General features: G+C 67.1%; 23 protein-coding genes and 1 pseudogene. 14 read left to right on the top strand and 10 right to left on the bottom strand.

The window, feature by feature from the left end:
• Window positions 1-10: 10 nt before the first annotated feature.
• From galK to H8R18_RS01595, 5 genes are all read left to right on the top strand, one after another.
• On the top strand, window positions 11-1,261 hold the full coding sequence (gene galK, locus H8R18_RS01575; RefSeq protein WP_191072221.1) for a galactokinase: 1,251 nt from the start codon (window positions 11-13) through the stop codon (window positions 1,259-1,261).
• Window positions 1,258-2,148, top strand: coding sequence for a mannose-1-phosphate guanylyltransferase (locus tag H8R18_RS01580; RefSeq protein WP_194189334.1), 891 nt, complete (start codon window positions 1,258-1,260; stop codon window positions 2,146-2,148). The genes galK and H8R18_RS01580 overlap by 4 nt, the downstream gene beginning before the upstream one ends.
• Window positions 2,145-2,339, top strand: a complete 195-nt coding sequence (locus H8R18_RS01585) for a hypothetical protein (protein WP_194189335.1) — start codon at window positions 2,145-2,147, stop codon at window positions 2,337-2,339. The genes H8R18_RS01580 and H8R18_RS01585 overlap by 4 nt, the downstream gene beginning before the upstream one ends.
• Window positions 2,340-2,374: 35 nt before the next feature.
• Window positions 2,375-3,130, top strand: coding sequence for an LOG family protein (locus H8R18_RS01590; protein ID WP_223875360.1), 756 nt, complete (start codon window positions 2,375-2,377; stop codon window positions 3,128-3,130).
• Between the two features lie 118 nt (window positions 3,131-3,248).
• Window positions 3,249-3,410 (top strand): DUF3117 domain-containing protein, encoded by a 162-nt coding sequence (locus H8R18_RS01595; RefSeq protein ID WP_191072219.1) that lies wholly within the window; start codon window positions 3,249-3,251, stop codon window positions 3,408-3,410.
• Window positions 3,411-3,470: 60 nt separating this feature from the next.
• Here H8R18_RS01595 and H8R18_RS01600 read toward each other — a convergent pair whose 3' ends face one another.
• From H8R18_RS01600 to H8R18_RS01615, 4 genes are all read right to left on the bottom strand, one after another.
• Window positions 3,471-4,058 (bottom strand): O-methyltransferase, encoded by a 588-nt coding sequence (locus H8R18_RS01600; RefSeq protein WP_227712835.1) that lies wholly within the window; start codon window positions 4,056-4,058, stop codon window positions 3,471-3,473.
• 71 nt (window positions 4,059-4,129) lie between these two features.
• Window positions 4,130-5,248 (bottom strand): Mrp/NBP35 family ATP-binding protein, encoded by a 1,119-nt coding sequence (locus H8R18_RS01605; RefSeq protein ID WP_191072218.1) that lies wholly within the window; start codon window positions 5,246-5,248, stop codon window positions 4,130-4,132.
• A 9-nt stretch (window positions 5,249-5,257) separates the two neighbouring features.
• Window positions 5,258-5,827 (bottom strand): DUF1003 domain-containing protein, encoded by a 570-nt coding sequence (locus H8R18_RS01610; protein WP_191072217.1) that lies wholly within the window; start codon window positions 5,825-5,827, stop codon window positions 5,258-5,260.
• Window positions 5,820-7,121 carry a magnesium transporter MgtE N-terminal domain-containing protein gene (locus H8R18_RS01615; RefSeq protein ID WP_227712836.1) on the bottom strand — a complete coding sequence of 434 codons (1,302 nt, stop codon included), beginning with the start codon at window positions 7,119-7,121 and terminating at the stop codon, window positions 5,820-5,822. The genes H8R18_RS01610 and H8R18_RS01615 overlap by 8 nt, the downstream gene beginning before the upstream one ends.
• Before the next feature lie 84 nt (window positions 7,122-7,205).
• Between H8R18_RS01615 and H8R18_RS01620 the strand changes: the two genes are divergently transcribed.
• Both H8R18_RS01620 and typA read left to right on the top strand, forming a co-directional pair.
• The gene (locus H8R18_RS01620; protein WP_191072216.1) at window positions 7,206-7,799 is read left to right on the top strand and encodes a YflT domain-containing protein; all 594 of its coding nucleotides are present in this window, start codon (window positions 7,206-7,208) and stop codon (window positions 7,797-7,799) included.
• A 60-nt stretch (window positions 7,800-7,859) separates the two neighbouring features.
• Window positions 7,860-9,786 (top strand): annotated as a pseudogene (gene typA, locus H8R18_RS01625) (translational GTPase TypA).
• Here typA and H8R18_RS01630 read toward each other — a convergent pair.
• Window positions 9,783-11,006, bottom strand: coding sequence for an Nramp family divalent metal transporter (locus H8R18_RS01630; protein WP_191072214.1), 1,224 nt, complete (start codon window positions 11,004-11,006; stop codon window positions 9,783-9,785). The pseudogene typA and the gene H8R18_RS01630 overlap by 4 nt on opposite strands.
• A 144-nt stretch (window positions 11,007-11,150) precedes the next feature.
• Here H8R18_RS01630 and H8R18_RS01635 point away from each other — a divergent pair, with 144 nt between their 5' ends.
• Window positions 11,151-12,971 (top strand): NlpC/P60 family protein, encoded by a 1,821-nt coding sequence (locus H8R18_RS01635; RefSeq protein ID WP_191072213.1) that lies wholly within the window; start codon window positions 11,151-11,153, stop codon window positions 12,969-12,971.
• 9 nt (window positions 12,972-12,980) lie between these two features.
• The gene (locus tag H8R18_RS01640) at window positions 12,981-13,595 is read left to right on the top strand and encodes a hypothetical protein (protein WP_191072212.1); all 615 of its coding nucleotides are present in this window, start codon (window positions 12,981-12,983) and stop codon (window positions 13,593-13,595) included.
• Window positions 13,596-13,607: 12 nt separating this feature from the next.
• Here the strand turns inward: H8R18_RS01640 and H8R18_RS01645 are convergent, their stop codons facing one another.
• Window positions 13,608-14,798 (bottom strand): glycosyltransferase, encoded by a 1,191-nt coding sequence (locus tag H8R18_RS01645; protein WP_191072211.1) that lies wholly within the window; start codon window positions 14,796-14,798, stop codon window positions 13,608-13,610.
• Between the two features lie 122 nt (window positions 14,799-14,920).
• Here H8R18_RS01645 and H8R18_RS01650 point away from each other — a divergent pair, with 122 nt between their 5' ends.
• Together H8R18_RS01650 and H8R18_RS01655 are read left to right on the top strand one after the other, a co-directional pair.
• Window positions 14,921-16,021 carry a DegT/DnrJ/EryC1/StrS family aminotransferase gene (locus tag H8R18_RS01650; RefSeq protein WP_191072210.1) on the top strand — a complete coding sequence of 367 codons (1,101 nt, stop codon included), beginning with the start codon at window positions 14,921-14,923 and terminating at the stop codon, window positions 16,019-16,021.
• Window positions 16,022-17,011, top strand: coding sequence for a Gfo/Idh/MocA family protein (locus tag H8R18_RS01655; RefSeq protein WP_191072209.1), 990 nt, complete (start codon window positions 16,022-16,024; stop codon window positions 17,009-17,011).
• Window positions 17,012-17,111: 100 nt separating this feature from the next.
• On the opposite strand, the gene H8R18_RS01660 is transcribed toward H8R18_RS01655, so the two are convergent.
• Together H8R18_RS01660 and H8R18_RS01665 are read right to left on the bottom strand one after the other, a co-directional pair.
• A complete protein-coding gene (locus H8R18_RS01660; protein ID WP_191072208.1) occupies window positions 17,112-17,465 on the bottom strand; it encodes a DUF2304 domain-containing protein in 354 nt (117 codons plus the stop codon).
• A gap of 9 nt (window positions 17,466-17,474) precedes the next feature.
• Window positions 17,475-18,155 carry a glycosyltransferase family 2 protein gene (locus tag H8R18_RS01665; protein WP_191072207.1) on the bottom strand — a complete coding sequence of 227 codons (681 nt, stop codon included), beginning with the start codon at window positions 18,153-18,155 and terminating at the stop codon, window positions 17,475-17,477.
• A 92-nt stretch (window positions 18,156-18,247) separates the two neighbouring features.
• Between H8R18_RS01665 and H8R18_RS01670 the strand changes: the two genes are divergently transcribed.
• Together H8R18_RS01670 and H8R18_RS01675 are read left to right on the top strand one after the other, a co-directional pair.
• Complete coding sequence (locus tag H8R18_RS01670; RefSeq protein WP_191072263.1) at window positions 18,248-18,847, top strand: acyltransferase; 600 nt, start codon at window positions 18,248-18,250, stop codon at window positions 18,845-18,847.
• The gene (locus tag H8R18_RS01675) at window positions 18,844-20,019 is read left to right on the top strand and encodes a glycosyltransferase family 4 protein (protein ID WP_191072206.1); all 1,176 of its coding nucleotides are present in this window, start codon (window positions 18,844-18,846) and stop codon (window positions 20,017-20,019) included. Before H8R18_RS01670 ends, H8R18_RS01675 begins: the two co-directional genes overlap by 4 nt.
• On the opposite strand, the gene wecB is transcribed toward H8R18_RS01675, so the two are convergent.
• Window positions 20,006-21,070, bottom strand: a complete 1,065-nt coding sequence (wecB, locus tag H8R18_RS01680) for a non-hydrolyzing UDP-N-acetylglucosamine 2-epimerase (protein WP_191072205.1) — start codon at window positions 21,068-21,070, stop codon at window positions 20,006-20,008. The genes H8R18_RS01675 and wecB overlap by 14 nt on opposite strands.
• Before the next feature lie 68 nt (window positions 21,071-21,138).
• Here wecB and H8R18_RS01685 point away from each other — a divergent pair, with 68 nt between their 5' ends.
• Entirely contained in the window at window positions 21,139-22,467 is a 1,329-nt protein-coding gene (locus H8R18_RS01685; RefSeq protein ID WP_191072204.1) for an oligosaccharide flippase family protein, read from the top strand.
• Here the strand turns inward: H8R18_RS01685 and H8R18_RS01690 are convergent.
• Window positions 22,449-23,390: a glycosyltransferase gene (locus tag H8R18_RS01690; RefSeq protein ID WP_191072203.1), complete on the bottom strand. Its 942-nt coding sequence runs from the start codon at window positions 23,388-23,390 to the stop codon at window positions 22,449-22,451. The two genes, H8R18_RS01685 and H8R18_RS01690, sit on opposite strands and share 19 nt — an antisense overlap.
• Window positions 23,391-23,438: the final 48 nt, after the last annotated feature.

Below are 23,438 nucleotides of genomic sequence, written 5' to 3' on the forward strand. Positions count from 1 at the left end.
AAGGCTGGGCATGGGCGCCGACGTTTATTTCACCGAGGCATGGACGCAGACCGAGGGCGCGCAGCGCGTGCGCACCCTGTTCGAGAATAGCTACGGGGCGCAGCCCGCCGGGGTCTGGCAGGCACCGGGACGCGTCAACCTCATCGGGGAGCACACCGACTACAACGGAGGGGTCGCCTTGCCGATCGCTCTTCCTCACCGGACTTACGCGGCGATGTCGCCGCGCGAGGATCGCACGATCCGGCTCGTGTCCGCCCAAGATGACGGGGGCATTCGCGAGGTCAGCCTGGATGAGATCGGCCCCGCAGATTCTGCGCACCGCGTCGAGGGCTGGCCCGCGTACGTGGCTGGTGTCGCATGGGCGCTCGAGCAGGCGGGCGTTGAGGGCATCCGCGGTTTCGACCTCGCCATCGATTCGTGCGTCCCCTTCGGCTCGGGACTGTCGTCGTCGGCGGCCCTCGAATGTGCCGTCGCCGTGGGCCTGGATGCGCTGTTCGAGCTCGGCCTTGCCGGCAGCGCTGAGGAACCGAATGACGAGGGGCGTAAGACGCTTGTCGCCGCGTGTATTCGCGCGGAAAACGACGTCGCCGGTGCGAACACAGGTGGCCTGGATCAGGCGGCGTCACTGCGCTGCCGCGAGGGTGAAGCACTTTTCCTTGACTGTCGAACGGGGCGCACCGAGGGCGTCCCCTTTGACTTGGCGGCTGAGGGCCTGGCACTGCTCGTCACCGATACGCGCGCTCCGCACTCGCTGGCGGACGGACAGTACAACGAGCGCCGCGCGACGTGCGAGGCGGCTGCGGCTGAACTTGGCGTTGACGTGCTGGCGGACGTCACCGATCGCGACGCCGCGATCGAGAAGCTCGATGATGAGACTCAGGTCAAGCGCGTGCGCCACGTCGTCGACGAGATCGAGCGGACGTATGCCTGCATCGATGCCCTGCGCTCGGGGCCGCTGCGCGGTGACGTGCTCGATCAGGTCGCCACCCTCTTCGACGGCTCTCACGATTCGCTGCGCGATGACTATGAGGTGACGTGTCCCGAGCTCGACACCGCCGTCGACGTGGCTCGCGCCAAGGGCGCGCACGGTGCCCGAATGACCGGGGGCGGATTCGGCGGCTCCTGCATTGCCATCGTTGCGGCCGATCAGGTTGACGAGATCGCCCGCGCCATCGCCGAGGCCTACGCGGAGGCCGGGTTTAACGCACCGCAGTTCCTCCTCGCCTCGCCGTCGTTGCCCGCCGGTGCGGTGAGCGAGTGAGCAGTCTGCACGTCGTCATCCCCGCCGGCGGTGCCGGCACGCGGTTGTGGCCGCTGTCGCGTCAATCGTGGCCGAAGTACCTGCTGGAGGTCGAGCGGGAACGCAGCCTGCTGCGCGCGGCAATCGAACGGGTCGAGCCGCTGGCGGCTGACGTTTGCGTTGTGACGTCGCCGGCGACGGCTCGACTCGTGGCCGAGCAGGTGGATGGGGCTGCCGTTCCCACCGAGGTCATGGCCGAGCCGAGCCCGAAGAACTCGATGCCGGCGATCGGTTTGGCGGCGGCCATCATTGAGTATCGCCACGGTCGTGACGCGCTCGTGGGATCCTTTGCCGCCGACCACGCCATCGCCGACGAACAACGCTTCCGCCGCGTGGTTAGCGAGGCCATGCGGGCTGCCGACCACGGGTGGATCGTCACGATCGGGATTACCCCGACGCACCCAGCGACGGGATACGGCTACATCGAGACCGGTGCGTCGATCGACGGCCTAGCCGCGCGCGGAGTCACCTCGTTCACCGAGAAACCCGATGCGACACGTGCCGGGCACTACCTCGCTCGGGGTGGATACCTGTGGAATGCGGGGATGTTCATTGCCCGCTGCGGCGTGCTTCTCGACGCGCTCGCCGAGGAACATCCCGAGATGGCGCGCGGATTGCGCGCGTTGGCTCGACTCGACCGTCCCTCCCGGCAGGCCAACGAGATATGGGACGCGCTGCCGGCCATCGCCATCGACCATGCGGTCGCCGAACCGCAGGCGAGCGCGGGTCGCGTGGCGGTGTGTGCGAGGCCGGCGATATCGGCTGGTCCGACGTGGGCGACTACGCGGCGCTGGCTGAGTGCACGCGCGACGCCGACGGTATCGCGAGGGTCGGTGACATCACGGTGACGGGAATTGACGCGCCCGGGAGTCTTGCCGCCGCGTCGGCCGCCTCGCAGGGCGAGCACGTCATCGTCTGTGGGATCCCCGACGCCATCGTCGTTCGTGCCGGCGACACGACCCTCGTGACGACGCGCGCGTGGGCCGGGCGGATCCGCGAGGTGCGCGAGCGCGCGAGTCACGATCGGTCGAGCGAGTAGTCGCGGCGGTGGTCGCCGCGACGCACAATAGAGCCATGACGAAGATGCTTCCGACGCCCCAACCTGACGCCTATCGACGCGGCGCCGTCGAGTTCCGCGGACCCGGGCGCCCGACCGAGACGTCCGAGACGCGCCTGCTCGCTGATCAACCGGATACGTCGTGGCTGCACACGGACACGTGGCGGGTACTGCGGATCCAATCGGAATTCGTCGAGGGCTTCGGAGCACTCGCCGAGCTGGGACCAGCCGTCTCAGTGTTCGGGTCGGCACGCACCCCGGCCGACGACCCGAGCTACGCGATCGGTGTCGACGTCGGGCGAGAGCTCGCCGAACGCGGACTAGCGGCCATCACCGGCGGCGGCCCGGGCCAGATGGAGGCGGTGTGCCGCGGAGCCAACGAGGCCGGCGGAATCGCGTGCGGACTCGGGATTGAGCTACCGCACGAACAGGCACTCAACCCATGGGTGAATCTCGGGATCTACTTCCGCTACTTCTTCGTCCGCAAGACGATGTTTATCAAGTATGCCCAGGCATTCATCGTCTTGCCCGGAGGATTTGGCACGCTCGATGAATTGTTTGAGGCCGTGACCCTCGTACAGACCCGCAAGATCAAATCGTTCCCCATCGTGTTGATCGGGACGAGCTTCTGGTCCGGGCTCGTCGAGTGGATACGGGAACGGCTCATCGCCGAGGGCATGGTCGGGGAGCGCGACGTCGATCTGTTCTACGTGTGCGACAGCGCCGCCGAGGCCATCACATGGATCGAGTCAAAGTGGACGGCGACCAGCTGATCGCCTGCACCGGTGTGCGCGCGTGAGCAGGTGCGCAACGGCTTGTCCGCAAGATATACTATCCGTCAGTCAGATGTTCGGCGGCGCGTTCGCGCCGAAGGTCAAGGAGACGTGTGGTATGGCAGCGATGAAGCCCCGTACGGGAGAAGGGCCACTTGAGGCCGTGAAAGAGGGACGTGGGATCGTCGTCCGTGTTCCTCTCGAAGGCGGCGGCCGCCTGGTGGTCGAGATGACACGTGAAGAGGCTGACGAACTGCGCGATGCCCTCGCGGCGTTGTAATCGGTAGCGATGTGCGTGACGGCGGGTGGATGTCCACCCGCCGTCACGCACATATGAGCGCTACAGCGAGACGGCGACCGTCAGCCCGTCCCCACACGTCAGCGTCGACGTCAACAGGTCGGGGTCGTCGCAGAGGAACCGGACGGCCTGGCGCATTGCCACGGTTGCCGCGTCTCGGCGCGCGGGATCAGGCACGCGGTCGTACCACAGCGAGTGGACGAGGACGATTAATCCGCCACTGCGCACGATGCGGCGTGCGTGATCGAGAATCGGCACCAGGTGACGCTGGTCCGCGTCGAGAACGACCATGTCGTAGCCGGCCGACGTCATACGCGGCAGGACGTCAAGCGCTCGACCGTTGATGAGACGGGTGCGCGCTGCTGACACCCCGGCATCCCGAACGGCTGTGCGCGCCGATTCGATGTACTCGGCATCGGTATCTATTGATGTCAGCACGCCGTTGGACGTCATCCCCTGGAGCAGCCAGAGGCTGGTGACGCCCGCCCCTGTGCCGACTTCGATGACAGCCTTTGCCCCGCACGAGGCCGCGAGCATCCGTAGCGTCGCACCTTGGGCAGGTGAGATCGGGCGAGCGTCGAGTTCGACGGCGCGCTCGCGCGCGCGTAGGGTCGCCTCGTCCTCGCTCACGGAGTCCTCGACCCACGCCCAGCTCAGTGCCTTGTTGTCGTTAATGGTGGTCCCCCTCGATCGCGCGGTGGCTACAGCGGTTTGACGCCGAGGTTGCGACCACTGAGCGAGCGCTTGCTTGTCGCCAGCTTCTCCGCAACGACGTCGAGCGCCTGGGCCGCGGGGGAGTCGGGGGCCGCGATGGCAACGGGCGTGCCCTGATCGGATCCCTCGCGCAGGCGAATGTCGATCGGGATCTGTGTGAGCAGAGGAACGGAGTAGCCGAGCTGCGTCGACAGGTGGTCAGCGACCATCTGGCCACCGCCGGAACCAAACAGCTCGAGGCGAGAGCCGTCTTCTTGCGGCAGGTAGGACATGTTTTCGATGACGCCGGCGACATGCTGCTCGGTCTGCGACGAGATCGACCCGGCGCGCTCGGCCACCTCTGCTGCCGCGACCTGCGGAGTCGTGACGACGAGGATGTCGGAGTGGGGGAGCAACTGGGCGATGGAGATCGCGACGTCGCCGGTTCCCGGTGGCAGGTCGAGCAGGAGGACGTCGAGGTCGCCCCAGTAGACGTCGGCGAGGAACTGCTGAAGCGCACGGTGGAGCATGGGGCCGCGCCACACGACCGCCTGGCCGTCGGGCACAAACATCCCGATGGAGATGACCTTGACCCCGTGGGCCTCGGGGGGAACGATCATCTGGTCGATGACGGTCGCCTCGTCGCTGGCGCCGAGCATGCGCGGGATCGAGAAGCCGTAGATATCGGCGTCGACGACGCCGACCTTGAGGCCGCGCCGGGACAGCGCCGCAGCCAGATTGGCGGTTATCGAGGACTTGCCGACCCCGCCCTTGCCCGAGGTGATCGCGTAGACCTTCGTCAGCGAATCGGGACGGGCAAAGGGAATCTGACGCTGGGCGCCCTGAAGCTTCTGGGTGAGCGCTTGGCGCTGCTCCGCGCTCATGACCCCCAGATCGACCTCGACACCGCCGACTCCGGGCACGGCCGAGACCTTGTCGATGACGTCGGCCTTGATCTGATGCTGCAGCGGGCACCCGGCAACCGTGAGATCCACGCCAACGCGCACCTGGTCGCCCTCGATCGTGATGTCGCGAACCATGTCGAGGTCGGTGATGGCCCGGTTAAGCTCGGGATCGATGACGTGAGAGAGCGCCTGGCGCACGTCTTGCTGAGAAACGGAGGTCATGGCGTCATCCTATCGACTTCGGTGTCTGGCGTCGTCTGGCGGCGCGGCGGCATCATCGCTGAGCGCGGCGTCACGCACGCTTTGGCGAGCGACGTGACGCTGACGGTCGTCCTCGATGAGCTCGGCCAGCAGGTCGCGCAGCTCGGAGCGAACAAAGTCGCGGGTGGCGACGTCGGCCATGGCCGCACGCAGCGAGGCGATCTCGCGCAGCAGATACTCGGTGTCCGACAGGTTGCGCTCGGCGCGACGGCGATCCTGTTCGGCCGTGACGCGGTCGCGGTCGTCCTGGCGGTTTTGCGCCAACAGGATGAGGGGCGCGGCATACGACGCCTGTAGCGACAGCATGAGGGTGAGCGCGGTAAACCCGAGGCTGCGCTTATCGAACTGCAAGGACACGGGAGCGAGCGAGTTCCACGCGATCCACGCGACGACGAAGATCGTCAGGTAGACGAGGAACTTCGGGGTTCCCGAAAAGCGCGCGATGACCTCGGCGGCATTACCAACGCCCTCGCCCTCGAGATTGATTTTCGGCACCTGTAGCCGGCGACGCTCACGTGGGGTATCGAGGTTCTCAGCCATCCTGGCTCCTATTCATCGTCTCGTCAGTCACACCCTCGTCGGCATCGCGCCAATCGTCGGGAAGCAGGTGGTCAAGGACGTCGTCGACCGATACCGCGCCCAGGACGTGTTGGGAGGAGTCGACGACCGGGATCGCCGTGAGGTTATACGTCGCCAGCAGACGCGTGATTGTCCCCAGACTCGTGTTCGGGTCGACGCCCTCAAGCGCGTCGTCAATGATCGTGCCCAACGCCGTTTGCGGCGGTTCGCGCAACGCCCGTTGAATGTGGACGACACCGAGATAGCGCCCCGTCGGGGCCTCCAACGGCGGGCGCGACACGATAATGAGGGCCGCCAGAGCCGGCGGAATGTCCTCGCGGCGCACGTGTGCGAGCAGCGTCGCGACGTTGGCGTCGGGTGGCAGGATGACCGGCGAGGGCGTCATCATGCCGCCCGCGGTGTTTTCGCCATAGGCCATGAGTCGGCGCACGTCGGCGGCCTCCTCCGGCTCCATCGCGGCCAGGAGGATCCGCGCCTGGTCCGGCGGCATCTCGGCGATGAGGTCGGCGGCGTCGTCGGGTTGCATGGCATCGAGGACGTCGCCGGCGCGGCGAACATCCAGCGACGACAAGATGCCGACCCGGTCATCCTCGCCCAGCTCCTCGAGGATGTCGGCGAGGCGTTCGTTTGTCAGCTGATGGGCGACCTCGTTGCGGCGTGTTTCGGGAAGATCGGCGAGCAGGTCGGCGAAGTCGGCTGCCTTCAAATCCTCGGTCATCGACAGCAGGGTCGTCGCCTCCTGCGACATGGCCGATTGCTTGGCCAGCCCCGAGACGTCCTCGGGCGACACGAGGAATGTCTCGCCGCGGCGCAGCGACAGCCCGGAATTCTGGCGACGAACATACAGGTGGGTGACCACCCAGTTGCGCTCGTCATCTTGTTCCATCGCCATGTCGAGCACCTTCACCGGACCCGTCTGGTCGTTCATCATGACGACGCGGTCCAGCAGCTCGCCGAAGACCGTCGCCTCGCCCGGGCGCTGCGAGAACTGGCGGATATTAATCAGCCCCGTTGTGATGACGGCACCCGGTTTGATGGCGGTCACGCGCGTGATCGGCAAGAACACACGTCGGTGCGTCGCCACCTCGATGACGAAACCGATGACCCGCGGAGAAGACGTGAAGCGAAGTGTGACGACGGCGTCGCTGATTCGCCCCACCGCGTCCCCGATGGGGTCAAAAACACTGGTCCCCGCCAGCTTGCCGATGAAGACGCGCGAGCGGATGGAACGAATGGAATGGGTACGCCTAGCCACGTGGCCAGGATACGGCAGAACCCCACACGGGCCAGTGCGCGGGCTGGGGTGGAAGGCGCCGGCAAATTTTGGCAAGGTGAGGGCATGGCAGTGTTTAAGGCCGACCGTGGAGTCCCGCGCGGAATCGAGATCGCGCGCTACGACGACGAGGACGCCGCGCTCGCGGCGGTCACGTATTTGGCCGAACACGATTTCCCGACCGAGCACATTTCCATCGTCGGCGAGGGCCTCCTCATGGTCAACGACTCCCAGGGGCGTCCCTCCGCGGGGCAGGCGTTCGTCGCCGGAGCCTCGTCGGGCGTGTGGGTGGGCCTCATGGCCGGCCTCATCGTCGCGCTGTTCACCCCCAAGCTGCCGCTATCGGTCATCCTCATCGGGTCCATCGTGTCGGCCTCGCTCGTCGTCGGGCTGATTCGGATGAGTCGGCAGGTCTCCGCGCGCGGGCGCTCTGGCGGCGTCGTCTACGCGCGCCGGCTCGTCGCGACGACGTATGTCCTTGTCGCGAAGGCGCGCGCGGCCGAGGCGATCAGGCTGCTGAGTGACCACGCGGGTCCTCGGCCTCCCGCACGCACCACGCAGGCCCCGGCGCCGCTCACCGACGCCGACGGGCGCCCGAAATACGGCGTGAGGCGCGGCGACGCCGAAGACGCCGCATCCGGGTCTGGCCAACAGGAGTAGTCTTAGCGGTTGCCACCACGCACGCCGGTGCGTGTCTCGCGAAGGAAGGTCCCGCTACGTATGGCTATCCGCTCTGATCTGCGCAATATTGCGATCGTTGCCCACGTCGACCACGGAAAGACGACGCTTGTCGATCAGATGCTGTGGCAGGCGGGCGCCTTTGGCGATCACGTTGGACGTGACGCGCAGACCGAACGGGTGATGGACTCCGGCGACCTCGAGCGGGAAAAGGGCATCACCATCCTCGCGAAGAACACCGCCGTCACCTATCGCGGTGCCGAAGCGACGAAGCGGGGATTCGACGACGGCGTGACGATCAACGTCATTGACACCCCAGGGCACGCGGACTTCGGCGGCGAAGTCGAGCGCGGGCTGTCGATGGTCGACGGCGTCCTTCTGCTCGTTGACGCCGCCGAGGGGCCACTGCCGCAGACGCGCTTCGTGTTGCGCAAATCGCTCATTGCCCAGCTGCCAATCATCGTCGTCATCAATAAGGTCGACCGCCCCGACGCGCGCATCGCCGAGGTCGAATCCGAGACCATCGATCTGCTGCTCTCCTTGGCCGACGACCTCAGCGGCGAAGGTGTCGACGTCGACCTCGATTCGCTGCTCGAAGTCCCGGTTCTCTATGCCTCGGCCAAAGCCGGCGCCGCCTCGTCGAGCGCCCCGGCGAATGGGGCCGTGCCCGAGGGGGACTTCACCGAGCTGTTTGGGACGATCCTCGACGCGATTCCGGGACCTCATTACGACGAAGACGCGCCGTTGCAGGCGCACGTGACAAACCTCGACGCCTCGCCGTTCCTCGGTCGCCTCGCGCTCGTGCGCATTCACAACGGCACCCTCCGCAAAGGGCAGCAGGTCGCCTGGGTGCGTCATGACGGCTCGACCCAGCAGGTGAAGGTCACCGAGCTGCTCGTCACCGAGGGGCTGGAGCGCATGCCCGCAGAAGAAGCCCATGCCGGTGACATCGTTGCGGTTGCCGGTATTCCCGACATCACGATCGGCGAGTCTCTTGTCGACCCCGACGATCCGCGCCCTCTCGAGCTCATTACCGTCGACGATCCGGCGATCTCGATGACCATCGGCATCAACACCTCGCCGTTGGCCGGGCGCGTCAAAGGCGCAAAAGTGACGGCCCGCCAGGTGAAGGATCGCCTCGATCGCGAACTGATCGGCAACGTCTCGCTGCGGGTGCTGCCCACCGAGCGACCCGACGCATGGGAGGTCCAGGGCCGCGGTGAGCTCGCGCTGGCGATCCTCATCGAACAGATGCGGCGGGAGGGCTTCGAGCTGACCGCTGGCAAACCGCAGGTCGTCACGCGAACGATCAACGGGAAGACCCACGAGCCGATGGAGCACACAACCGTCGACGTTCCCGAGGAACACATGGGGACCGTCACCCAGTTGATGGCCGAACGCAAGGGGCGGATGCTCAGCGTGACGAATCAACGGCACGGGATGGGTTCGACTCGAATTCCTCGTTCCCGCCCGCGGCCTCATCGGCTTCCGCACCCAGTTCCTCACCGAGACACCGCGCGGCACGGGCATCGCGACGTCGATCGCGGCCGGGTGGGAACCGTGGTGCGGCCCCATTCAGCGGCGCAAGACCGGCTCTCTGGTGTCGGATCGCGCCGGCAAGGCGACGCCGTACGCGATGATTCAGCTCCAAGAGCGCGGCTCCTTCCTCATCCAGCCGGCGTCGGAGGTCTACGAGGGGCAGGTCGTCGGCGAGAACCCGCGCGGGGAAGATATGGACGTCAACATCACGCGCGAAAAGAAGCAGACGAACATGCGCTCGGCGACGGCCGAGACGTGGGAGGGTCTCGTTCCCCCGCGCACGCTCACGCTTGAGGAATCGCTGGAATTCGCCGCCGATGACGAGTGCGTGGAGGTCACGCCCGAGGCCATCCGCATCCGCAAGGTCATCCTCGACCAGACCGAGCGGTTTAAGGAGGCAGCTAAGCGTCGCCGTGCCGCCCGCGACTAGGCCACGCCCAGCACCGTCAGCACGATGAGGCCGGCGTTGAGGACGACGACGATGACGCAGATGAGCGCCATGATGGCGGCGACGATCCGCGAATTGCGCCACGTCCCCATGATGTCTGTGCGTCGGGTGTAGCGGGCAAGGGGGATGATCGCGAAGGGGATGCCGAACGACAGCGCCACCTGACTGACGACGAGTGCCCACGACGGATTCGGGTACGCCCACAACACGATGATCGCCGGAACGAGCGTGATGAGGCGGCGCACGAGGAGCGGAATGCGCACGTGCAGTAGCCCCTTCATGATCTCTGATCCCGCGTAGGCGCCGACCGACGTCGAGGCCAATCCCGAGGCGAGCAGACCGATCGCGAAAATCGCCCCGACGATCGGGCCGAGTGCGCCGGTAATCGCCGCGTGGGCGCCCTCGATCGTGTCGGTGCCCGCGACGCCGCCCAGCGTCGACGCGGCGAGGAGGAGCAGGCCGATATTGACCGCACCCGCGACGATGAGCGCCCACACGACGTCGTGGCGGGTCGCGCGAAGGAGAAAGTCGACGTTGCGCTCGGGCGCGCGGAAGCGATCGTTGACCAGCGATGAATGCAGATAGATGGCGTGCGGCATGACGGTGGCACCGAGCATGGAGGCCGCCAAGAGGACCGAGGTCGTATCGGCGAAGCGCGGGACCAGTCCACCGAGAACGCCGGCGGGCGAGGGCGGAGACAGGAACAATCCGCACAGGAAGCCGACGGTGATGGTGACGAGAAGGACGCCGACGATCGCCTCGAATTGGCGTTGCCGGTGGGCGTTTTGCAGCGTGAGCAGGAGCATCGACGCCGCGCCGACGACGATGCCGCCGACGGGTAACGGCAGGGCGAACAGGAGATGGAGGGCGATCGCGCCACCGATGACCTCGGCGAGGTCGGTCGCCGCGGCGACGAGCTCGGCCTGGACCCAAAAGGCCAGGCGTCCGGGACGGGAGAGACGATCGCCCAGCAGCGCCGGCAGTGATTGGCCGGTGACGAGACCGAGTTTCGCCGAACAGTATTGGATGAGGACGGCCATCGCGTTAGCGAGGACGAGGACCCATACCAGCAGGTAGCCGTACGTCGACCCCGCCGAGATGTTTGCCGCGACGTTGCCGGGATCGACGTAGGCGACCGCCGCAACAAAAGCCGGACCGAGCGAGGCCGCGAGGTGGTGACGCGACGTGGGAGTGCCTGTCATGGCACCGATCCTAGCGAAGTTTCGGTTACCCGTAAAAATAAGATGTGCATGTCCGAAATCGCGGGGGGGGGGGGGCTTGTTTGGGGTCGGGAAACCGCTATTCTGAGAACACTCTGTTCTCATCCTCATCTGTGGAGATCCCCCATGAGCCTACGTATGAGCCGTGGCGTGCTGAGTGCGGTGGCCGCCCTGTCGCTGGTCGCGACTGTCGGACCGCTGGCACACGCCGAGGACGCGACGACGCAGCCCCCGTCGGCACCGACGACACAGCCCGCACCCGAACCGACGACATCGCCCGGGTCCGCCGTACCGGCCGAGTCCGCGACCCCGTCGGAGACCGCGCCCGCAGAGGAAACGGGAGAGACGGCCGCGCCCTCTGAGCCTTCGGAGGCGCCGGCGAGCGCCGATGCGTCCGCCCCGGTGAGCGTGCCCTTTACCGAGGGACTGGCGCTGTCGGTGGTTCCGCGCTCGGGGCCGTTCAGCACGGCGAAGCACCCGACGCTCTCGTTCGGCGCGCGGACAAAGGTGGGATGGGCGTGGCCCCAGACCGGTGTCATGATGCCCGGCGACTTCACCGGCGACAGGCGTTCCGACATTCTGCTGTTCTTCGTTGAGGACGGCTCGGTGAAGATTCGCCTCTACCAGGGCACCGGCAGTGGCGGGGTCACCACCGTCGGCGTCATCGGGCAGGGCTGGAACGAGTTCGACTACGTCAGCGCCGCCGACGTCACCGGTGACGGGCGCGCCGACCTGATCGGGCGAAAGAAGAACGGCGAACTGTGGCTGTACCCGTCCGGCGGGATGCGGTTCGTCGATGGTCAGCGCATCGGTTGGGGCTGGCAGGGGATGCGTTCCCTCACCGCCGTTCCCGCGCCGAGCTGGGGCATGCCCTCGGTGATGGCGACGGATCAGGCGGGACGCCTCTACCGCTACCCATTTACCAACCGTTCGGGCCGATTCGGCGACCCGATCACCTACGGATTGGGGTGGACGAACGTCTCGCGGATCATGCCGGCCGGTGACGTCGACGCCAACGGTCAGCCGGACTTCTACACCACCGACTCCGCCGGGGACTTTTATCTGTATCAGGCCAGCAACAACGGCCGGGCCTACACGTCGTATCGCATGGGCAACGGCTGGTCGATCATGCCGCAAATCATGGCCGTGCCCAACACGCTGGGAGCCGGCGTCTACGGGATTGACACCGCCGGCGACCTGTACTGGTATCCCATCAACACCCGCGCCGTTGCCAAGCCGTCGCCGTGGCTCACGCCCGTGACGAGCATTCGCAAGCCCGGCTGGACCGTGACGCCTCAACTGGGGTGGAACGGGACGAAGGTTCGCGTCGTCCGCCTCGCGCTGGGCCAGGGTGCCCCGCTGGATGCGTCGATGACCTTCACGTCGTCGACACGCAGCGCCGTCGTGCGTTTCCAACAGCGCGCCGGTCTGGGTGGGTCCGGCGTCGTCGATCGCACGACGTGGGGTCGGATGACCGGGCGTGACTGGTGGATGGATAACTGGCAGGCGCAGCCGCGCGTGGGAGTGAATGCCTCGCGCGCCGAACGCGTCGAAGCGATGATCGCATTTGCCAATTTGGCAAAGGGCGCCCCCTACACGTGGGGCGGCGCAGGGCCGTGGAACGATGGCTTCGACTGCTCGGGACTGGCGCTTCAGGCGATCTATTCGGCCGGGTACGATCCCCAGCCCATCAACGTCGTCTCGCACGCCGGTCCGACGTATCGCACATCGAAGGAGCTCTACGCTCACCCGAAGCTCGAGCGGGTGCCGTTCTCACAGCGCCAGCGCGGCGACCTCGTGTTCTGGCAGGGGTCCGGCGGCATCTACCACGTCGCGATCTATCTGGGGAACAACCAGATCATCGAGGCCAACTACGGCTATGTTCGCCAGCGCGCGCTTTACAACTGGGGCCAGATTGCGCCCTACGTCAAGCGTGTCGCGCACTAGGGTTCGGGCATGAATCGCAAACGCATGCTCATCGCCGCCGTGGCCGTCGTTGCCGCGGCGGCGATCGCCGTCACCGTCTGGTTGGTCCTCAGCCGCGATCCCCGGGCGGGCGTCCACGAAAAGGCGTCGGGACCTGTGGTCACCTCAACCGTCGGACCGAATGCGTCAATGCCGGCGATGAAGGCGGGATCGGAGGGGTGCGCGGCGATGGACGGGGTGCTTTCTCATCTGTTGGCGTCGACCCCCGAGGGTCGCGCGTTCACCGAGAAAGCCTCGACGCGGCTTGCGGCGACCGGTGGTTCCGTTGATGACGACTCGTCGGCAACGCAGTGGATTGCGTTCCTGCGCGTCCTCGCTGCTCACCGCGCGGAGCTGGCGGACGCGGCCGGGCACGAGGAAACGGCGCGGGGAGTCCTCGGTGACCTCGACACGGTCGTTGACGTGCAGCCGAAGCTGCTCGATGGGACCATCGCCGAGTTTGACGATCCGGAGGAGGCCATGCGCCGAATCCAAGCGGGCGAGGACGTCGAGGAGCGCCAGGAGTATCGCGACGCGTCCAAGCGGGTCTCGGACGCGCTCGATCGGCTGTCGTGGTGCATGCCGACGTGGCCGGTTGTCTTCTAAAGCGCGGCGGGGCTAGCGGCTCGGTGAGTGCGCGACAATCGCCTGCTCATACATGCAGCCCTGCCGTTCGGCGAACGCCGCGGGACTAAAGCGCGTGCGCGCGTACTCGCGCAGGGCGGCCGGCGCGAGATCGCCACTCCGGCGGCGGCGGTAGACGTCTTCCATGGTGGTCACGAGTGCCGCGTGGTCATCAACGGGGACGAGGCCGCCGGTCGCGCGAGAAGCGTAGGAGCGTCCCGCGGTGGTCGCGGAGGCAACGATCGGTGTGCCCGACGCCAGGGCTTCGCCAAGGACGGTGCCTCCGGCCTCGACGCGTGAGTAGAGGACGAAGCAGTCGGCGTGGCTCATAGCCTCGGCGATCGCCGCGCGATCAGCTGGCGGTTCGATGCTGACCCGCTCGCTGATGCCCAGCCTCTGCGCGAGCTCGGTGAGCAAGCGGGCAACCTCTCCGCTGGCGCCAATGATTCGGCATCGGATATCGGCGTGGGTCTCGGCCAGCGCGGCGCAGGCCTTGACGACCGTGTCGGCGCGCTTGTTGTCGTCAACGAGAGAGACATGGAGGAACGTGAAGGTCTCGCCAGGTTTGCGCAGCGCGGTGTCAAAGAAATACTCGGCCACGGGCAGCGGCACGGTCGTGAACGGCGCGTCGTAGTACGTGGCCAGCGCCGCGGAGAACTCTGACGCCACGCCGATGCGGAAGGCGGCCTCTCCGACGTAATCTCGCAGCCGGCACGTGCGGGGATGGTTGGGCGGAAGCTCCAGGGACGACGGGCGGTGCTCGGTGAACCCGTAGGGCACGCCCCAGGCGTGGGCGAGTTCGCGCGCGACGAGGAGCCCCGGAAGCGCCGAGTGGGCGTGGATCACCTCGGGCGGGCGGTGGCCGCGCCAGCGGCGGATGATCGCCTGCGCGCGCTCTTTGGCGACAGCGCTATCGCCCATCTGCGCGCGGGGCGGAGGAATGGGAACCCCGAGTCGCACGATGCGGGGATCGTCGCGGTCTTGATGCATCGTGAGGGCATGCCGCGGCCCCTGACGGCGCAGCGTGGCAGCCGAGAGCGGCGATGTCGCGGCAACGGCGACGCGGTGCCCGGCTCGGCGCAGATGCTCGACCTGCTCGGCGAAAAACGACCCGTTGAGGGGAGCTTCCGGTGTCGGGTACCACGAGGGCACCCACAGGATTCGCCGTGGCACGGTAGCGCTCATGGGCGTCAGTCTAGTCAGCCGTGCCGCAACTGCGGTGCAGGGAGGCGCCAGATGCCACTGGGGGAGGCGGACTCCGTGGCATACTGGAGCGCGGATGGTCTACCGCGAGGAGGAAACCGACAGTGAGCACCGAATTTATTCCCGCAGCACACCCCATCATCGGCGAGGACGAGGTCGACGCCGTTTCGCGGGTCATTCGCTCGGGGATGGTGGCCCAGGGACCCGAAACCGCAGCATTCGAGCAGGAATTCAGCGAGCAGATGGTGGGGGGAGCGCACTGCGTCGCCGTGAATTCCGGTACCTCGGCCCTGCACACCGGATTGCTCGCCGCCGGGGTCGGGCCGGGTGACGAGGTCATCGTCCCATCGTTCACCTTCGCTGCCACGGGTAACTCCGTCGCCCTGACAGGCGCGACGCCGGTGTTCGCCGACATCGAGGACGACTATTTCTGCCTCGATCCGGCCAGCGTGGAGGCGGCCATCACCGACAAGACCGTCGGCATCATGCCGGTTCACCTCTACGGGCACCCGGCGAACATGGATGCCCTGGGGAAGATCGCCGAAAAGCACGGCCTCAAGCTGTTCGAGGACGCCGCCCAGGCCCACGGTGCCACGTGGGGCGGCCGGCCGGTCGGCACCTTCGGGGCCTTCGGTGCTTTCTCGTTCTACCCGACGAAGAACATGACCGCCGGTGAGGGCGGCATGATCACCACCGGTGATGGTGAGCTGGCTCGCCTCGCAGCCATGATCCGCAACCAGGGCATGGAAAAGCGCTACGCCAACGAGGTCGTTGGCCTCAATAACCGCATGACCGACATCAACGCGGCGATCGGCCGCGTCCAGCTGGCAAAGGTCGGGGAGTGGACCCGCCAGCGCCAGGAAAACGCCGCGTTTTTGACCGAGAACCTCGAGGGCGTCGTCGCGCCGAAGGTCGCCCCGGAGGCCACGCACGTCTACCACCAGTACACCATTCGCGTTAGCGCCGATCGCGACGGCTTCGTCGCCGCGCTGAAGGACGAGCACGGCATCGGTTCGGGCGTGTACTACCCGATTCCGAACCACCGCCTGCCCTCGCTCGCGCCCTACGCCCCGGGCCTCGAGTTGCCCCACACCGAGAAGGCCGCGGCCGAGGTCATCTCGCTGCCGGTCTACCCGTCCCTGACGCGCGAACAGCTCGAGCGCATCGTCACCGCGGTGAACGCCGTCGCGAAGGCGGGTGCGTAAATGGCAGCCACGCTTCGTTACGGCGTCATCGGCATCGGGTCGATGGGTCGCCACCACGTCCGCAATATCCGCGAGACGCCGGGCATCGACCTCGTCGCCGTCGCAGATCCGGGCGGCGATCGCTTCGATGTCGCCGGTGACCTTGAGGTCCTGTCCGACGTCGAGACGCTCATCGACGCCGGCATCGACGCGGCCGTCGTGGCCGTGCCGACGGTGTACCACGAACGCACGGCACTGGCGCTGGCGGAAGCTGGGGTCCACTGCCTCGTCGAGAAGCCGCTCGCCGGCGACGTCGAATCCGGGCAGCGGATCGTTGATGCGTTCGACCGGGCCGGTCTCATCGGCGCGGTGGGATACGTCGAGCGGTGCAATCCTGCGCTACTTGACATGCGCCGGCGCATCGCCGATGGCCAGCTGGGCCAGGTCTATCAGATCGTCACGCGTCGCCAGTCCCCGTTCCCCGCGCGCATCTCGGACGTCGGCGTCGTCAAGGATCTGGCTACCCATGACGTCGACCTGACGGCCTGGGTTGCCGGTTCGTCCTATGCGCGCGTCAGCGCCGAGACCGCCTACCGGTCCGGCCGCGACAACGAGGACATGGTGTCGGTGACGGCGACGCTCGCCGACGGCCAGCTCGTGTCGAACCTCGTCAACTGGCTGACGCCGTTCAAGGAACGCACGACCATCGTCACCGGCGAAAAGGGTGCCCTGGTCGCCGACACCCTCATGGGAGACCTGACGTTCTACCGCAACGGTTCGATTCCCGTGGAGTGGTCGACGGTCGCGAACTTCCGCGGCGTCTCCGAGGGGGAGGTCACCCGGTACGAACTGGCCAAGCGCGAGCCGCTGCGCGTCGAGCACGAGCAGTTCCGCGACGCCATCCTCGGCACGCGCAGCGAGCACGTGTCTATGCGCGAGGGCCTGGAAGCCCTGCGCGTCGTCGAGGCCATCTTGTCCTCGGCCTCGACCGGCACGACGGTGAATCTGTAGCGTACGACAGCACTTCGGGGCGGCCTCCCACGTGGGAGGCCGCCCCGAACCGTATCGTCATCGCCCGACGGGTCTCGTCGGATTGAGGGCGTCGCCCGTCTCAGCGGCTCTCGTCGGTGGCGTTGTCCGGCACGCGTGCGGCGGCCAGCGCGACCTCGCGGGCCAGCGACGTGATCTTGCGGTCGAGCACCGAGCGACGCTTCGACGCCGTCACCAACGAGGCGAGGAACGCGACGAGCAGCAGGTAAAGGACGAGGTCGGTCCCGCGACCGACGCCGATGACGTGCGCGGCGCGCGAGACGAGCTCCGGCCAGATCACCGAGATCGCGGCGAACACGGCGAAGAGGGCGACGCCAAGGCGGCGCACGGCCGTGTTGCGGTCGGAGACCCGCGACTTCATCAGCCCGTAGGAGGCGAGCAGAATCGCGATGATCAGAATAGCTTTGATGACCACGGATGGCTCCTAGTCGATGATGAGATCGGTGAGGATGTTGACCGAATTCAACAGGCTTTGGCCCTTCGCCCGCGAGTAATCGGTGTAGGTGATGTGCACGGGATGCTCCGCCCACGGCAGCTCTGTCTTTGCCAGTTGGACGACGATCTCGGAGGCGTGAGCCATGCGGTTGTGGTTGAGCCGGATCTGCCCGACGGCGCGGCGCGACAACACGCGCAGACCGTTGTGAGCGTCGGTGAGCTTCACTCCGGTGCGCATCGCGGTCACGCGCGCGGCCGTCTTGAGCACGATGCGCTTGGCCAGGCCGGTTTCCGCACGGCCCTGCAAGAAACGCGAACCGTAGACGATGTCGAGGTTTTCCCGCGCCCCGCGTTCGACCATGGCGCGGGCATCGTCGACGCTGTGCTGGCCGTCGGCATCGAACGTGACGACCCACTGCTTGGTCGTCGCACGCATGACGTAATCAAATCCCGTCTGCAGAGAGGCGCCCTGCCCAAGGTTGATGGGATGGGGTATGACCGTGGCGCCGGCCGCGAAGGCTCGCTCGGCCGAATCATCCGTCGAGCCGTCGTCGATACATACGACCGTGGGAAATACCTGGCGCACGGACGCGATGACGTCGGCGATGACCTGTGCTTCGTTGTACAGCGGGATGACGACGCAGGTGTCGGTGCAGGCGGCATGGGGCATGCCCCCATTATGGCAGGTAGGGGCGTGGGTGCGTATCTGCCGTAGGATGAGGGCGCAAACAGCGGTGCGAGTGAGGAGCAAGCATGCGGGACATGGGCGTGAAAGTCGTTGATTCGGCGGACGTGGCGGAGGACGTCGTCGTCGGTTGTGGGACGAGCATCTGGCACCTCGCTCAGGTGCGCGAGCAGGCAACCCTCGGGTGTAACTGCATTATCGGGCGCGGGGCTTATATCGGCGAGGGCGTGGTGTTGGGCGACAACTGCAAGGTGCAGAATTACGCCCTCGTCTACGAGCCCGCATTCCTCGAGGACGGCGTCTTTATTGGGCCGGCCGTGACGCTGACGAACGATCACTTCCCCCGCGCGATCAACGCCGACGGCACGCGCAAGTCGGCGAGCGACTGGGAACAGGTCGGCGTGACGATTCGGCGCGGGGCGGCCATCGGGGCACGTAGCGTGTGCGTCGCACCGGTCGAGATCGGTCCGTGGGCGATGGTTGCCGCCGGCGCTGTCGTCACCCGCGACGTGCCCGCATATGCTCTCGTCGCCGGTGTGCCCGCGCGGCGAATCGGCTGGGTCGGTCCCGAGGGCGTCAAGCTCGTCGCCGTCGACGGCGCGCCGGGCCGCTTTCGCTGCCCCGTGAGCGGGGACGAGTTCGTCGAGACCGCCCCCGACACGCTGGAGCGGGCATGAGCCGGCGCGGCTTCGTCCGCATCGTCTCGCGGATCTTTCCGCCCGAGGCCGGGGCGGCGCCGCTGCGACTTGGAGGCGTCGCGGACGCCGTAGCGCGTTCCGGGGCACGCGTCGAGGTCATCACGACGACGGTCCCGCCCGGAGCCGCGGGCGAGGACGAGGCGCACGACGTTCGACGCATCCCGGTGGTCCGCGACAAGGACGGATACGTCAAGGGCTACGTGTCCTACCTAAGTTTCGATATCCCCGCGTTTGTCCGCCAGCTCGTCGGCCCTCGCCCCGGGATTGTCCTTGTCGAGCCGCCTCCGACGACCGCGGCGCTGACGCGCATCGCCTGCGCCGTGCGCGCAGTTCCCTACGTCGCCTACGCTCCCGACGTGTGGTCGGAGGCCGCGCGCGCGTTCGCGCCCGGCATCGTCGTCGCGGCGCTGCGGGCCATGGAATCGTTTGGCTACCGCGGCGCTCGCCGCGTCATCGCCATCAGCGACGATGTTGCCGCGACGGCGAGAGGCATGGGAGCGCGTCGCGTCGACGTCGTTCCCAACGGCATCGACACGGATGTCTTCACCGTGGACGGTCCCGAGATCGACGCTGTGCGTCGCGACGAACTGGGAATCGGTGATGCCCCCTACGTCGTGTACGCGGGAACGGCATCGCAGTGGCAGGGCGCGGGAATCTTCGTCGAGGCGCTCGCTCGCGTGCGCGACGACGTGCCTCACCACCTCGTCTTCCTCGGTAAGGGCAGCGAATGGGACAGCATCGGCGAGGCGAGTTACCGTCTGGGAATCGCCGATCGCGTCCACATGCTCGGGACAGTGCCGCCGGCCGAAGCCGCCGCGTGGACACGCGGTGCGGCAGCATCGGCCGTGTCGTTGCGCCCCGGTGTCGGCTACGACTTCGCCTATCCGACGAAGATCCTCTCGAGCCTCGCCTGCGGCACCCCCGTCCTCTACGCCGGCCCGGGTCCCGCCGTGAGCGATATCCGCGCCGCGGACCTCGGCTGGGCCTGCGACTACGACGCGGACGCGCTGGCCCAGGTGTGGCGCGGCGTGAGCCAGCGCGATGCCACCCAGCGCCAGCGCGTGCGCGAGTGGGTCGAGACCCATCGCTCGCTGCGCGCCTCGGCCACCCGGGTGGCCGAGATCCTGCGCGATGCCGCTAGCGGCGAGTGAGCAGGGCCTCGACGACGGCTTCGGCAGCGTGACCGTCACCGTAGGGTGACGCGGAGGTTGGCTCCGGAGCGGGACGCTGGGCAGCCGCGCGCAGCGCGTCGCCCGGTTCAACGAGGACGTTCCACCCCAACGACACCGTCTCGACCCACTCGGTTTCCGGCCGCACCGTCGTCGTCGGCACACGCAGCAGGAACGCTTCCTTTTGCAGCCCGCCGGAGTCGGTGACGACGCCGGCAGATGCCACGGCCGCGGCAACGAGATCGGGATAGGCGAGCGGGCGATGCGAGATGAGGGTGCCGCGGTCCAGAGAAATTCCGGCGCGCTCGCACGCGGCGATGAGGCGCGGGTGGGCGAGGATGACCGTCGGCAGATCCAGGCACGACAGGTCGTCAAGGATCGCATCCAGGCGCGCGGGATCGTCCGTGTTGTCGGGACGGTGAATCGTCGCCAGCCGATACTGCCCGGCCTTAAGACCGAGTTCGGCCTCAAGGGGATTGGGCTTGTCGGCGACCGCGGCCTTCGTCGTCATGACGACATCGGTCATGACGTCGCCGACGACGACGGTGCGCTCACCCAGTCCCTCGTCCGCCAGGTGCGCAGCCGCGACGTCGGTGGGCGCGAGCAAGAGGTCGGCGAGGTGATCGGTGGCGACGCGGTTGTGTTCTTCCGGCATCCGCCGGTTGAACGAGCGCAGCCCGGCCTCGAGGTGTGCCAGGGGCAGGTGAAGCTTGACGGCGTCCACCGCGGCCGCCAGCGTCGAATTGGTGTCGCCGTAGACGAGCACCCAATCGGGATTCTCCTCGACGAGGACGGGTTCGAGCCGCTCCATCATGCGTCCCGTCTGCGCCCCGTGCCCGAGCGAGCCGACGTTCAGGTGATGATCGGGTGCGGGAATCGCCAGGTCGGCGAAGAACACGTCGGACAGCATCGGGTCGTAGTGCTGGCCCGTGTGCACGATGACGTGGTCGACACCTGCGGCCGCACACGCGTGGGCGATGGGAGCGAGCTTGACGAACTGGGGCCTCGCCCCAACCACCGAGAGAATGCGCATGCGCCCAGTATAGGAACACCCGGGGAGTCGCTAGGATGAGGGGACGCGCGAGGGAGGGAGCGGTGGCGGTGACACGAGGCCGATATGCGGCGATCAAACAGGCACTTGCCGATTCACGGCTATCGCGAACCATCCGGGCGCAGCTGCAAGCCAGCCCCGTGCTGCGCCACGTGCTGACGCTGGTGTCGGGCACCCTCATTGCCCAGGTTGCCGCGCTCGTCATCAACGTCTTCCTGGCCCGGGTGTTTTCCCCGGCGGAATTCGGCGAATTCGCCATCGTGTTGTCAGCCGCCGCCCTCGTCGCGACGATCGCGGCGGGGCGATTCGACATGGCCATGATGCTGCCGGCGCGTGACGACGAGGCGCGACGCCTGAAGACGCTTGCTACCCGCCTCATCGTCATCTGCTCGGTCCTGTCCTCGATCGTGTTCTTCTTTGCTCGCTCCTTCGTCGAGCGCCACTACGACTCGGTCGTGCTGTCGTGGGTCTTGGTATTCGTCGGCGTCATCGTGTTTTTCCAGGCCGAGACGGCCGCCATTCAATACTGGTTTAACCGGCGTTCCGAATACCGGATTATCGCCGTCAATCGCGCCCAGCAGACGGTCATCGTCTACATCGCCCAACTGCTGCTCGGAGTCATCGGAATCGGGGGCGTGTGGGGTCTCTTCGTCGGGCAGTGCCTGGGACTCATGAGCGCGTGGTGGTATCTGCGCCGCCACGCCGGCCAGTTGCGTCGCCCCGTTGCCGCCGATACCGCGTCGATCGGCGAGCTGGCACGGCGCTACAAGAAGATGCCGCTCCTCAACGGCCCCAACGCCATCGTCGACGCCATTCGTCTCAACGGGATCAACCTGTTGATTGGAACGGCGTCAACCGGATCGCTCGGCCAGTTCACGATGGCGTGGCGCATGTTGCAGGCGCCCCTGGCGCTCATCACGGGTGCCGTGTCGCAGGTGTTCTTCCAAAAACTGTCGACGGTCAAGCCCGGCGAGATGGTTCCCCTCGTCCGCCTCGTCATCCGGCGCTCGCTGCTGTTTGGTCTGCCGATCTTCGGTGCGATCGCCGTGCTCAGCCCGTTCCTGTTCCCGCTCGTCTTTGGTGAGCGGTGGAGCGAGGCCGGACAGTTCGCTCAGGTGCTGTGTCCGTGGATGTTCCTCATGCTGGCGACCTCACCGATTTCGACGATCTTCGTCGTGACGGAAACGCAGGGGCGGTTGCTCGTCTTCGCCGTCGTCTTTTGCATCGTTCCGTTGGCGTGGCTGGCGTGCTCGCCGTGGGGATTGCTGGCGACGATCACCGTGCTGTCGCTCATGATGGCCCTCATGCTGTGCGTCAACCTGGCCATGGCCTATCAGGTTGCCCGGCGCTTCGACGCCGGTCACACCAACGCGCGGTAGTGCTCCTCTAGGGCGGCCACCGTCGCCTCGGGGACGTGGTGGGCGCGTACCCACGCATTGCCGGTCTCGCCCGCGGCAGCTAGTTCGCGATCCGTGAGCGACCACGCGGCCAGGGCCTCGGCCACGAGCGAGTCTAGTGATGTCGTCGTGATGCCCGGGGCCGTGAACGGGCTGAGCACTGGCGTGCCCTGCGCAAGGGCTTGAAGATCGAGCATCGACAGAGCAGGGACGGCCTGCTGACCGATGACGAGGCGTGCCGAGGCGAGGAACACCTGGAGGGTGTCTATCTCCATCAGCGGGTGGCAGATCACCCCGAGATCCGCGGCCTGCGTCGCGTAGGTGCCCCAGTCGAAGCCGTGGACCTCGACGCCGGCCTCCACCAGGCGTCCCGCGGCGCGCACGAGATCCATGCCGCCCTTGGAATCGTCCCACCGCGCGGCAACGACGAGGCGGCGCTGGCGCCGGGTTGCGGTCGGGGTCAGGAAGCGCGGGGGAATGGGGTTGGGCAGATAGTGGGCATCGGGGCGATAGGGCGTGACGAGGTCCGCGAGGTCGGGGGTCGCGAAGAGGACGAGGTCGGCACGACGCAGCGCGGCCCGCAGCAGCGCGGAGTGGGGGTGGCGATGAATATCCGTGCGGATGTCCGAGCCGTGCAGGTGCAGCACGGTCGGCGCGTCCATGCCCCACGCGTAGTAGCCGTTGACGCCGTAGTGGACGTGGACGATGTCGGCACCGCGGCGAAGCGCCAGGGAACCGGCGTAGTCGCGGGCCCGGGCGCGAATGGCTGGGCCCCAGGGGGGAGTGGCTGCGGGGATGCGGTGAAGGCGCCAGTTCTTTCCCTGCGAGCGCGCGGTCTCGACGAGGGTCGAGGGGACACGGGCGACCTCGTTGATGTGAAGGACTCGCGTCGCTGCGCCATACATACGAAGCCTCCCAGCCGGTATCTGCTCGTCGTCTATGATAGCCACGGA

This window comes from Nanchangia anserum (assembly GCF_015240065.1).
Taxonomy (GTDB): domain Bacteria; phylum Actinomycetota; class Actinomycetes; order Actinomycetales; family Actinomycetaceae; genus Nanchangia; species Nanchangia anserum.

Bases quoted from the DNA above. Each gene is read 5' to 3' on its own strand.
- galK (WP_191072221.1), top strand. From the start codon at position 11: ATGGGCGCCGACGTTTATTTCACCGAGGCATGGACGCAGACCGAGGGC.
- H8R18_RS01590 (WP_223875360.1), top strand. From the start codon at position 2,375: ATGACGAAGATGCTTCCGACGCCCCAACCTGACGCCTATCGACGCGGC.
- H8R18_RS01595 (WP_191072219.1), top strand. From the start codon at position 3,249: ATGGCAGCGATGAAGCCCCGTACGGGAGAAGGGCCACTTGAGGCCGTG.
- H8R18_RS01605 (WP_191072218.1), bottom strand. From the start codon at position 5,248: ATGACCTCCGTTTCTCAGCAAGACGTGCGCCAGGCGCTCTCTCACGTC.
- H8R18_RS01610 (WP_191072217.1), bottom strand. From the start codon at position 5,827: ATGGCTGAGAACCTCGATACCCCACGTGAGCGTCGCCGGCTACAGGTG.
- H8R18_RS01620 (WP_191072216.1), top strand. From the start codon at position 7,206: ATGGCAGTGTTTAAGGCCGACCGTGGAGTCCCGCGCGGAATCGAGATC.
- H8R18_RS01630 (WP_191072214.1), bottom strand. From the start codon at position 11,006: ATGACAGGCACTCCCACGTCGCGTCACCACCTCGCGGCCTCGCTCGGT.
- H8R18_RS01635 (WP_191072213.1), top strand. From the start codon at position 11,151: ATGAGCCTACGTATGAGCCGTGGCGTGCTGAGTGCGGTGGCCGCCCTG.
- H8R18_RS01640 (WP_191072212.1), top strand. From the start codon at position 12,981: ATGAATCGCAAACGCATGCTCATCGCCGCCGTGGCCGTCGTTGCCGCG.
- H8R18_RS01645 (WP_191072211.1), bottom strand. From the start codon at position 14,798: ATGAGCGCTACCGTGCCACGGCGAATCCTGTGGGTGCCCTCGTGGTAC.
- H8R18_RS01655 (WP_191072209.1), top strand. From the start codon at position 16,022: ATGGCAGCCACGCTTCGTTACGGCGTCATCGGCATCGGGTCGATGGGT.
- H8R18_RS01665 (WP_191072207.1), bottom strand. From the start codon at position 18,155: ATGCCCCATGCCGCCTGCACCGACACCTGCGTCGTCATCCCGCTGTAC.
- H8R18_RS01670 (WP_191072263.1), top strand. From the start codon at position 18,248: ATGGGCGTGAAAGTCGTTGATTCGGCGGACGTGGCGGAGGACGTCGTC.
- H8R18_RS01675 (WP_191072206.1), top strand. From the start codon at position 18,844: ATGAGCCGGCGCGGCTTCGTCCGCATCGTCTCGCGGATCTTTCCGCCC.
- wecB (WP_191072205.1), bottom strand. From the start codon at position 21,070: ATGCGCATTCTCTCGGTGGTTGGGGCGAGGCCCCAGTTCGTCAAGCTC.
- H8R18_RS01690 (WP_191072203.1), bottom strand. From the start codon at position 23,390: ATGTATGGCGCAGCGACGCGAGTCCTTCACATCAACGAGGTCGCCCGT.